This window comes from Microbacterium sp. NPDC056736, assembly GCF_042790415.1.
Lineage (GTDB): Bacteria > Actinomycetota > Actinomycetes > Actinomycetales > Microbacteriaceae > Microbacterium.
Genome location: NZ_JBHTZE010000001.1, coordinates 682,508 through 693,380, shown reverse-complemented (window position 1 = coordinate 693,380; position 10,873 = coordinate 682,508). Strand labels below are relative to the sequence as shown.

General features: G+C 70.6%; 5 protein-coding genes. All 5 read right to left on the bottom strand.

Features of this window, described 5'->3' with window-relative positions; translation table 11 throughout:
• Positions 1–7: 7 nt before the first annotated feature.
• Positions 8–6,067: an Ig-like domain-containing protein gene (locus ACFRAL_RS03160; protein WP_378879631.1), complete on the bottom strand. Its 6,060-nt coding sequence runs from the start codon at positions 6,065–6,067 to the stop codon at positions 8–10.
• A gap of 207 nt (positions 6,068–6,274) precedes the next feature.
• Entirely contained in the window at positions 6,275–8,623 is a 2,349-nt protein-coding gene (locus ACFRAL_RS03155; RefSeq protein WP_378879628.1) for an ATP-binding cassette domain-containing protein, read from the bottom strand.
• Positions 8,624–8,924: 301 nt separating this feature from the next.
• Positions 8,925–9,353 carry a TA system VapC family ribonuclease toxin gene (locus tag ACFRAL_RS03150; protein ID WP_336393852.1) on the bottom strand — a complete coding sequence of 143 codons (429 nt, stop codon included), beginning with the start codon at positions 9,351–9,353 and terminating at the stop codon, positions 8,925–8,927.
• Entirely contained in the window at positions 9,350–9,580 is a 231-nt protein-coding gene (locus tag ACFRAL_RS03145; protein ID WP_336393853.1) for a hypothetical protein, read from the bottom strand. The genes ACFRAL_RS03150 and ACFRAL_RS03145 overlap by 4 nt, the downstream gene beginning before the upstream one ends.
• Positions 9,581–9,639: 59 nt before the next feature.
• On the bottom strand, positions 9,640–10,623 hold the full coding sequence (locus ACFRAL_RS03140; RefSeq protein ID WP_378879624.1) for a hypothetical protein: 984 nt from the start codon (positions 10,621–10,623) through the stop codon (positions 9,640–9,642).
• Positions 10,624–10,873 lie beyond the last annotated feature (250 nt).

Here is a 10,873-nt window from a genome sequence, read left to right as displayed (position 1 = left end):
GCCGCGGCTAGTACCAGTTCATCGGCGCGGCGTCGCCCCAGCCCACGATGGTCACCCAGACGCGGGCGCCGGGGTAGCCGTGGTAGCAGTTCGCTCGGGCCCGGCCGTTCTCCGGCACCCACGTCGTGCTGCCGCCACCCCACGAGCTGTTGCCGTCGTTGCAGCGCAGCGCGTAGTTGCCGGCCGGGAAGTTCGTCACGTCGACAGCCATATAGGCGCACGATGCCGACCCGCAGTCGCTCCAGCTCCCCGACGCGCCCTTGACCGTCTGCGCGGTCGGCCGCGGACGATCGACGGTGGTGGCGGCATCCGAGACGACGTTGCTCCACTGGCCTTCGGCGTCCTGCGCGCGGGCGTCGATCGTGTGGCGCTCGCTGTAGCCGTAGTTGTTCGTGCGCGAGCCGTTGTTCGCCACGTTCTGCCAGCCGCCGCCGTCGATGCGGATCTGCATCTGCGTGATCTTGCGACCGTTCTCGGCGGGTGCGCTCCATTGGAAGGTGATGCTCGTGCCGTCGCGCGTCGCCGAGACACCGGGGTTGCGCACCGGTCCGTACGGGACCGCTCCGTTCGACTGTGCCGACGGGTCGCCGTTGTAGCGCACGCCGTCCATCGCGGTGTACGCCCGCAGACGCACGGTGTACGTCGTGCCGTTGCTGACGCCGCCGATCGTGCGGCCGCTGAACGCCTGCCATCCGCCGCCGTTGAGCGAGTACTCGTACTGCAGTTCACCGGCGTTCGCGCCGTTTCCGGGAGCGGGCGTGAACGTCACGTCGATGGTGCTGTCGCCGCGCGGGGTCGTCGCCTGCACGTTCGTCGGGGCGCCCGGCACGCCGAAGGCGCGGCGCGGAGCGGAGGACGCGCCCCACTCGCCCCAGCCGGCCTTGTTCGAGGCGCGGACGCGGAACGTGTAGTCCGTCGTCGAGGTGGTGACGTTGACGGCCTGGCGGGTCTGCGAACCGGGGATGCCGGTGATCGTCCGCACGACGGACGAGCCCTGCATCACCTGCAGCTCGTAGCCCGAGATGGCATCGCCGTTGTCGGCGGGCGGGTTCCACACGACCTCGAGCTGCGCCTGGTCGCCGACCGGGTCGAGGCGGTTGACCGAGGGCGCACCGGGCGCGTCGGGCGCGCGGGCCGGGATCTCGCTCACCGACCACGGGCTCCAGCTCGACGGCTCGGGCGCGCGGTTGTGCGCCTGCACGCGCACCTGGTACGCGACGCCGTTCTGCAGTCCGTCCCACACCAGCGAGTTGCCGACGACGTCGGTCTTCTGGCTGATCCCCGACGGCGGAGCCGGCGAGATCTCGAGCGAGTACTTCTCGACCGGCGAACCGGGCGTGGTGGGGGTGACCCACGAGACAGTGAGGCTCTGGTCGCCGAACTGCAGCGCGGGGGCCGCCGGGGTGTCGGGCCGTGCGTCGGGACGCGCGGTCTCGGACGGTGCCGACGGGTCGGACGGGCCGACGCGGTTCTCGGCGACGACGACGAAGTTGTACTCGACGTTGTTGGTCAGGCCGTCGAGCGTGCACGTCGTCGCGAGGCACTCCTTCTCGTAGTTTCCTGCGGTGGAGCTCACGAGGTAGCGCTCGATCTCGGCGCCGTTGTTCGCCGGCGGCGTCCACGACAGCACGACGGTGCGATCCTGCACGCTCGAGACGACCGGGGTCCCCGGTGCGTCGGGCTTGCCCTGCACCGTCAGGCGGATGCGCCCCTCGACCTCGCGGTCGGGGTCGCCGGTCGCATCCTGCACGCGGTAGCGGACGACCATCGTGCCGAAGAACTCGGCGTCGGGAGTGACCCGGACCTCACTGCCCGACACCTCCGCGTCGCCCTGGCCGGTCTCCATGACCGCCGTGGTGATCTTCAGGGGCGTCTCGGGGAACGGGTTGACGTCGTTGCCGAGCACGGGCACCGAGACGGTCTTGCCCTGGTGCGCCTCGTCGACGATGTCGTCGTTCGCGGTCGGCAGCTCGCGCGTCGATGCGATGACACGCACGCTGACGGAGCCCTCGATGGGATCGGTCGTGCCGTCGGTGATGCGCAGCTCGATCGTCGCGGCGGTTCCCTTCTTGGTGTCGGCCGCCGCGCTCACGCGCAGCTCGCCCCGTTCGATCTGCGCCGACATGCCGCTCGGCGACCCGCCGACGATCTCGAACCGCAGCTTGTCGGCGTCCTCGGGGTCGGGGTCGGTCGTGAGGCCCGCGAGGTCGAGCACCGCCGCGTCCTCGCCGGGCGCGACGTCCATCTGCCCGTTGACGAACGTCGGCTGCTGGTTCTCGGGCGGCAGCACCGTGATCGGCAGCGTCAGCGTCGCCTTGCGGCCCTCGGGGTCGTCGGGACCCGATCCGTCGGTCACCTCGAAGGTGATCGCGTCGGGGCCGAAGTAGCCCGCGGAGGAGGTGTAGACGAGCGTCGTCTGGTCCTTCACCAGAGACGAGCCGTCGCTGTGGGCCGCGGTGACCTTCGCCGCCTCGGTGATGATGACGGGGCCCCCGCCTGCGGCGCGCACGTGCTCGTCCAGCGAGAGCTCGACCGTCTCGCCGCTCTTGACCTCGACCGGCTTCACGCTCACGAGCGTGGGCGGCAGCGACGACAGCGCGGGGATGTGGATGAAGGCGGATGCCTCGTTCCCGTCGCGGTCGGTGATGGTGTAGCCGGCGAGGCGACCGCGGTCGCCGAGCGTGATGCGCACGGTGCCGTCCGAGAGGACGCGCGAGTCAGCGTCGTCGACGGTGAGCTCGAGGTCGTCCACCGTGCCGTCCGGATCCTCGTCGTTCGCGAGCACTTCGAGGTCGACGACGCCGTCCTCGACGTCGGCGGCGCGGACGTAGTCGTCCCGCGCGATCGGCCGCTGCAGCGGGACGTCCTCGGCGACGGTGATCTGCAGCACCGCCTTCGACTCGGCGCCGCGCGCGTCGCGGATCGTGTACTGGAGCGACGTCTCCACCGGCTCGGAGGGCGATGTGACGACCACCCGGTTGCCGTCCACCTTCGCCTTGAGACCCGAGACGTCGGGGAGGATCAGGCCGTCGCGGACGAGGCCGAACTCATCGCCGTCCGGGTCGGAGTCGTTCGCGAGCACGGGCACGGCGACGGCGCGCCCCGGACGCATCACGACGGCGTCCTTGACGGCGTACGGCGCCTGGTTGACGCCCTCTGGCGGGGCGATGCCGACGCGGATGGACGCTGTGGCCTCGGCGCCGAGGCGGTCGCGCACGCGGTAGGTGAAGGTGTCGACCCCCGCGGTCTCGTCGAACGCCTCGTAGATGAGGTAGTCCGAGCCGGTCTCGACGACGCGGCCCTTGCCGGGCGACGACGCCAGGCCCATGAGCTCGACGGAGTCGCCGTCGGAGTCGATGCCGTCCAGGGGCACGGCGATACGGACGCGGCTGCCGCCGAGCACGCGGGCCGTCAGGTCGCGCGGGCGCGGGGCGGCGTTGGTGTCGGCGTCCACCGGCAGCACCTGGATGGTGATGTAGCCGGCGTCCTTCTGACCCGTGCTGTCCACCGCCTCGTACGTGGCGTACACCGTGCCCGGCTCGTCCGAGGCTCGGAAGCGGACGGTGTCCTGCGAGACGAAGATCTCGCCGTCCTCGGGCTCGACCAGGGGCGGGACGAGGTCGGGCGCGACATGGATCGTGTCGCCGTTGGGGTGGTAATCGTTGTCGAGCACGGGGATCGTCACGACGTCGCCGGCGCGCACCACGACCTGGTCGTCGTTGGCCACGGGCGGTCGCAGCTGCGACGGCGCCGGGATCGGGATGACGATGACGTCGCCCTCGGCGGACTTGGATCCGTTGGAGATGCGGTACGAGATCCGCACCTGCTCCGAGAGCGCGGCCTGGTCGCTGATGCGGAGCGTCTCGTGATTGAGCACGGCCACCGCGATGCCCGAGTTCGGCTCGACCGTCACGGACTGCACGACGAGGATGCCGCCGGAGGGGTCGGAGTCGTTCGTGAGCACGTTCACGAGCACCTCCCCGCCGCTCGGCAGAAGGGCGACGTCGCGCACCGCGACGGGCGGGAGGTCGGTCTCGCCCTCGGCAAGCACGTCGACGCGCACGATGCCCGGCACGCCCGCGGCGCCCGCCGCGACCATGTACTGCACGTAGTAGGTGCCCGGAGCCGAGGAGCGGAAGGTGAAGGTCTTGTTGGCGTAGTCCGGAACGATGTCGGCGCCCGACACCGGATCGACCCGGGCGAGGCGCAGCGGCTCGCGGCCGGCGCCGACGTCGTTGGCCAGCGGCGCGACGGTCGCGGTCTGCCCCGCGCGCACGGCGATGTAGTCGGCGTTGGTGACCGGGTCGATCGAACCGACCGGTCGCACGTCGAAGCGGATGATGCCCACGGCGACGTCGGAGCCGTCGGACACCGTGATCTCGACGTCCTTGCGACCCTGCGTGCCGCCGACGGCACGATAGGTGATGCGGCCGTCGGACGTGTAGTCGGCCTCGTCCCCTTCGGCGGGGGTGACCGAGCCGAGGAAGATGTCGTCGCCGTCGGGGTCGATCCAGTCGGGCAGCACGTTGTAGGTGATCGTGCCGCCGGCCTCGACGGCCACCGTCGTGACCCGCTTCTGCTCGGGAGCCGCGTTGACGTCCCAGCCGCGCACCGCGAGGGAGACCCGCGCGGTGTCGGTGCCGCCGCGGCCGTCCGAGACCTCGTAGGTGAAGGATGCCGACCCGGAGGCGTCCTCGGGTACGGCGATCTGCAGCGAACGGCCGTTGTCGATCGACTGCACCTCGCCGACCGAGGGACCGCCCTCCAGCACCCGCGCGGTCAGCACGTCGCCGTCGGGGTCGCTGTCGTTGTCCATGATGGGCAGGATCGTGGTGCGCCCGGGTCGCACGCCGAGGTCGTCGTCGTTCGCGTCGGGCGGGGTGTTGACCTCGGACCGCTCCGGCAGGACCGTCTCGGTGGTCTCCTCGGTCGTCTGCTCGGTGTCTTCGGTCTCGCCCTCGGGCGGGGTGATCTCGTCCCAGTTGTCGACGCGCTGCATGTCTTCCGCGGCCATCCAGGTGGCGCCGCCGATGATGTCGTTGAGCACCACGACGTCGCGGTTGACGCGGAACTTCAGCAGGGACGTCGGCTCGACGCCCTCGATGTCGACGGTGAGGTCGTCCGCCTCACCCGCGCAGTCGCGCACGAAGCGGCCGGAACCCGTCCATGCCGCGTAGCCGCAGCCCTCGAGCCACACCGGCTCCGCGGGCGCGCCCTCGCCGCCCGCGGGGATCGCGGTCGGCTCCGAGCCGTCGAGGGGCACGCGCAGGAACGCGGACTCGGTCGACAGCGAGACGGCGTCCGCCGCGGCGGACGGCTGCTGCAGCACGGCGCTGCGACCGCCCTCGACGAGGGTCTCGCGACCGTCCACGATGACCGTGCCGGTCGCCGCGTCGAGCACCACGGGCTTGTCGGCGACGGCCGTGACCGTCAGCTCCGCCTTCTCGTCGACGCCGGGAAGGCCGGTCCGCACCGGCTCCTCCGGGGTGTCGTCGGTCCCCAGGCGGATTGTGATGAGCTCGGCGGTCTCGGAGGATGCCGCGTAGACGACGCCGTCCACGCCGACCGCGACGTCCGCTCCCTTGCCGGCATTGGCGACGGGGTCGGAGCCCTCGATCTGGAAGGTGCCCGCGCCCTCCACGGGGAGCGCCCAGATGTCTCCTGACGCGCGGTCGAGGATGGCGACGGTAGACCCGCCCAGGGCGACCTCGGCGTCACCCGGCAGGCTTGCTGCCCCCGCGAGGGCGACCATGCCGGGGTCGATCACGCTGACGGCGGAGTTCGCCCTGTCGACGAGGAGGACGTCCGAGCCGGACTGCAGGATGTCGTAGTCGTCGCTCGTGGTGCGCAGCCCGCCGTCCAGCACCTGCGACTCGTGGTTGAAGTGGCCGACCATGAGGCTCGACTGCTTGGTGACCCAGACACCGCCGTCGTGGAGGTCGACCTCGGTGGTGGGAACGCCCTGGTAGACGAAGGCGAGGGTGGTCAGCGTGACCGCGGCGGCCGTGACGGCGCCTGCGGACGCGAATGCGCGCGGGCGCGCACGAAGCCATGCGAAAGACCTCATCGAACCTCGGCCTCCTCCGGGGTGTCGTGCGTCTTTACGTGGCGTCGGGACCCGACGTGGGGCATCGGGCGCTCACACAGAAGACCTGGGGACGATTCAGCCTAACCCGAGCCACCACGGGGATGGGACGGGCAGTGCCATCGTGTCGATGCTAATCGCCCAGGTCAGAGGCTACCGATGGGGACAATCACCCACCCTCCGGCGGACTCAGCGTACGGCGGCGACGTACTCGCGCAGATGGTGGGCGGTGAGGGTGTCCGCGGACGCGACGAGGTCGGCGGGCGTCCCTTCGAACACGATCGCGCCGCCGTCGTGCCCGGCACCAGGGCCGAGATCGATGATCCAGTCCGCGTGGGCCATCACCGCCTGGTGGTGCTCGATGACGATGACGCTGTTGCCGGCCTCGACGAGGCGGTCGAGCATCCCGAGCATGTTCTCGACGTCGGCCAGGTGCAGGCCCGTCGTCGGCTCGTCGAGCACGTAGATCGCGCCCTTCTTCGCCATCGAGATGGCGAGCTTGAGCCGCTGCCGCTCGCCGCCCGACAGCGTGTTGAGCGCCTGCCCGAGGGTGAGGTAGCCGAGCCCCACGTCGATCATGCGGGTCAGGGTGGTGTGGGCGGGACCCTTGGAGAAGAAGACGGATGCCTCCGCCGCCGACATCGCCAGCACCTCGGCGATGTTCTTCCCGTCGAGGGTGAACTCCAGCACCTCGTCGCTGAAGCCGGTGCCGTCGCACAGCTCGCACAGCGTCTCGACCGTCTGGGTGAACCCGAGGTTGGTGATGATGACGCCGAGACCCCGGCACGCCGGGCAGGCGCCTTCGGAGTTCGCGCTGAACAGGGCGGGCTTGACGCCGTTGGCCTTGGCGAAGGCCGAGCGGATCGTGTCGAGGATGCCGGTGTAGGTCGCCGGACTCGACCGTCGGTTGCCCTTGATGGGCGACTGGTCGACGACCACGACGTCGTCGAACGCCGGGACGTTGCCGTGGATGAGCGACGACTTGCCCGACCCGGCGACCCCCGTGACGACCGTCAGGATGCCGAGCGGGATGTCGACGTCGACGTCCTTCAGGTTGTGCTGGGTCGCCCCCCGGATCTCGAGCGCGCCCTTCGCCGGTCGGGTCGTCGCCTTCAGGCGCGCGCGGTCGTCGAGGTGGCGCCCGGTGATGGTGCCCGAGGCGCGCAGACCGGCGACGTCGCCCTCGTACTGCACCTCGCCGCCCGCGCGGCCGGCTCCGGGGCCGAGGTCGACGACGTGGTCGGCGATCTCGATGACCTCGGGCTTGTGCTCCACGACCAGGACGGTGTTCCCCTTGTCGCGCAGCTGCTGCAGCAGACGGTTCATCCGGGCGATGTCGTGGGGGTGCAGACCCGCGGTGGGCTCGTCGAAGACGTAGCTGATGTCGGTGAGAGGCGAGCCCAGGTGCCGGATCATCTTGGTGCGCTGTGCCTCGCCGCCCGACAGCGTGCCCGACGCGCGGTCCAGCGAGAGATAGCCGAGGCCGATGTCGATGAACGAGGCGATGGTCTGGCGCAGTCCCGCCATGAGCGGGGCGACCGACGGATCGTCGACCGTGTCGAGCCACGTCGCCAGATCGGTGATCTGCATGGCCGCGGCATCCGCGATGCTGGTCCCGTCGATCTTCGACGAGCGGGCGCCCTCGTTGAGCCGGGTGCCTCCGCAGCCGGGGCACGGCATGAACTTCACGGCGCGATCCACGAACGCGCGGATGTGCGGCTGCAGCGAGTCGCGGTCCTTCTGCAGCATCGACTTGGTGATCTTGGGCACCAGGCCCTCGTAGGTCATGTTGATGCCGGCGATCTTGACCTTCGTCGGCTCCTTGTGGAGGAAGTCGGCGAGCTCCTGCTCGGTGTAGTCCTGGATCGGCTTGGCGGGGTCGACGAACCCGGACTCGGTGAACCCCTTCACCATCCACCCGTCGACGCTGTAGCCCGGGATCTTCAGGGCCCCGTCGGCGAGCGACTTCGTCTTGTCGTAGAGCTCGTCCAGGTCGACGTCGCTGACCTCGCCCAGACCCTCGCAGCGTGGGCACATGCCGCCCGTGATCTCGAACGACCGGCGCTCCTTGACCTTCTTGCCGCCCTTCTCGAGGGTGATGGCACCGGCGCCCGACACGGACGGGATGTTGAACGAGAAGGCCTGCGGCGAGCCGACGTGCGGCACGCCGATGCGGCTGAACAGCAGGCGCAGCATCGCGTGCGCGTCCGTCGCGGTGCCCACCGTCGAGCGGGCGTTGGAGCCCATGCGCTCCTGGTCGACGATGATCGCCGGGCTGACGTTCTCGAGCGCGTCGACCTCGGGTCGGCTCAGCTGTCCCATGAACTGCTGCACGAAGGTCGGATACGTCTCGTTGATGAGGCGCTGCGACTCGCTCGCGATGGTGCCGAAGACGAGCGAGGACTTGCCCGAGCCGCTGACGCCGGTGAAGACGGTGAGCCGCCGCTTGGGGATCTCGACCGACACGTTCTTGAGGTTGTTCTCTCGCGCGCCGACCACCCGGATGACCTCATGCGAGTCAGCGATATGGGATGCCATGCGCACGAGTATGCCGGGCGACCCGGACACCCCGCTTCCTCGATCCTGCTCGGTCCCGGGTCGCCACCGGGTTCGGGGCGCGCCGCGACCGTTCGGGGCGCGCGGCGTGCGCCCCGAATGCGCGGCGTGCGCCCCAAACCCGGAAAGGACGGGAGACGGATGCCGCGGCTCAGGTGGCCGCGCCCTGGCCCCTCTTCCGGGTTTGGGGCGCGTCGCGACCGTTCGGGGCGCGCTGCGTGCGCCCCGAACGTCCGGGGTGCGCCCCAAACCCGGGAGAACGGGCGCCCGGACGCCCGGTCGGCTACGGGATCGGGAAGAGCACCGTCGCCCCTGACGGGACCGCCGACGTGACGATGCGGGTGTCGAAGGTCGCCAGCAGCGCGTCGTTCGAGGCCGCGAGGTGCAGCAGGTAGGTGTCGGTCACCTGCGAGCTGGCCAGCAGCCGCTCGGTGTGGACGGAGCTGTCGAGCAGGCTGACGGTGTCGGGGAGGAACGCATGGTCCTCTCGCGCGGCGAGGCTCGCGAGGCTGGCCAGCACGACCGGCGCCGGCTGGCTGTTGGAGTACTTCGGGTGGCTCACGACCCGGACGACGCCGTTCTGCACCAGCGGGCAGGTGTGCCACGGCGCGCCGCCGCGCGACGCGAACCAGCGGTGCGCGCGCTCGTGGTGCACGTGCAGGGGGTCGATGAGCGCGATCACCGCGTTCACGTCGAGCAGGTGGCGGGTCACGCGGAGTCGTCCCGCAGCTCGTTGACGTCGTCCAGGGTGGCGCGTCCCGCCCCGGGCGGCGTGGGCAGGAGCACGATGCCGTTGCGGGTGCCGCCGTGGCGCTGCCGCTCGGTCAGCGTCGCCCGGGCCAGCTGCGACACGGCCTCGCCGAGCGTGATGCCCCGCGCGTCCGCGAACTGCTTCGCCGCGGCGAGCACGTCGTCGTCGATCGTGAGAGTGGTGCGCATGCATCGATCATCATGCATCACGCATCACGCGTCAACGGGCGGCCCGCCAGCGCTCCCGGTCACCAGCCGGGAGGGACCACGGACGCGCTGCCGAGTATCTCTTCGAGGGCATCGGCGGCATTCCGCTGGGTACACCACACGTCGACGAAGAATGCGAGACCGGGCTGCCGGAATGCCCGCGCCATCAGTGCCCAGTTCCGCGCGCCGTCGTCGCCCTCCAGCGCGCGGGCCGAGAGGATGCGGTTGGACGGCGGACCGTAGCCGAGGTACCCGTCCTCCCCTGCCGCGGCGACCTCCTCCTCAGGCCAGCCGACCCACCACGCGACGAGCCGGTCTGTCGCGACTTCGTCGTCGGGCGCCGCGCGGTCGGTCTCGTCAAGGCGCATCTGCTGGAAGTCGACGGTGCAGTCCCCGTCAGAGGACGTGTAACCCCAGGCTCCCCCGTCGTCAGGCGTGGTGAGTGTCCACGCGCCTTCGACGAGCGCGGAGTCCTGCCAGACGGACTCGTCGGGCACATGTCCGGCGGTCGCCTCGAAGTCGACAGGATCGTCGGGGCGTCGGACGTCGACGGTCAGGTCGTCGAGCAGCAGGTTCGCCGCCGCGATGGCGTCCGCGCCTTCGGGACACTCGATCCTCATCGACAGCTCGGTGTCGGCGGTCACCAGCACGCGCGTCGAATGCACGAGAGCATGTTCGCCCGTCCCCTCCCGAGTGGCGGCGATGGAGTGGAACTGCAGCCGCGACGGCGTGCCCGAGATGCTCGCCGTGCTCTCGAAGACGAGATCGCCGAAGGACGTGGGATCCACCTCGCTGAACACAGCCAGTGCGGCGTCCGACGCGGTCAGATCGTCGCTGTCGTCGACGTCGTGATCTTGGATCAGGAGGATGTCGCATCCGGTCGACGTCTGCGTGTAGTTCCACAGTCCCTCGTCCTGACTTCCGGTCGACAGCACGTAGGTGTAGCCGCCGCCCCACAGGCGTGTGTGATTCCACCCCACGCGCCATGGCCCCGAGCGCAGGCCGTCACCGGCGGCGAACGTCACGACCTCAGGCAGTTCGGACGACGTGCGCCATGCCGCCGTGCCGGCCGAAGGGCTCGGTGAGGGTGACGGCGGCGCCGTCGCGTCCGGATCGACGACACGAATCGGCGTGCATCCACATAGCAGCATGCATGCTGCGACGGCGGCCCCCAGAGCGCGCCGCGCCCCACTCCCCATGACCGGATGATGGCCCCGGGCCGACCTGCTGTCAAGGTCCTCCACGCGCCCCGGAATGGGCGTCCCCGCCGCGGGG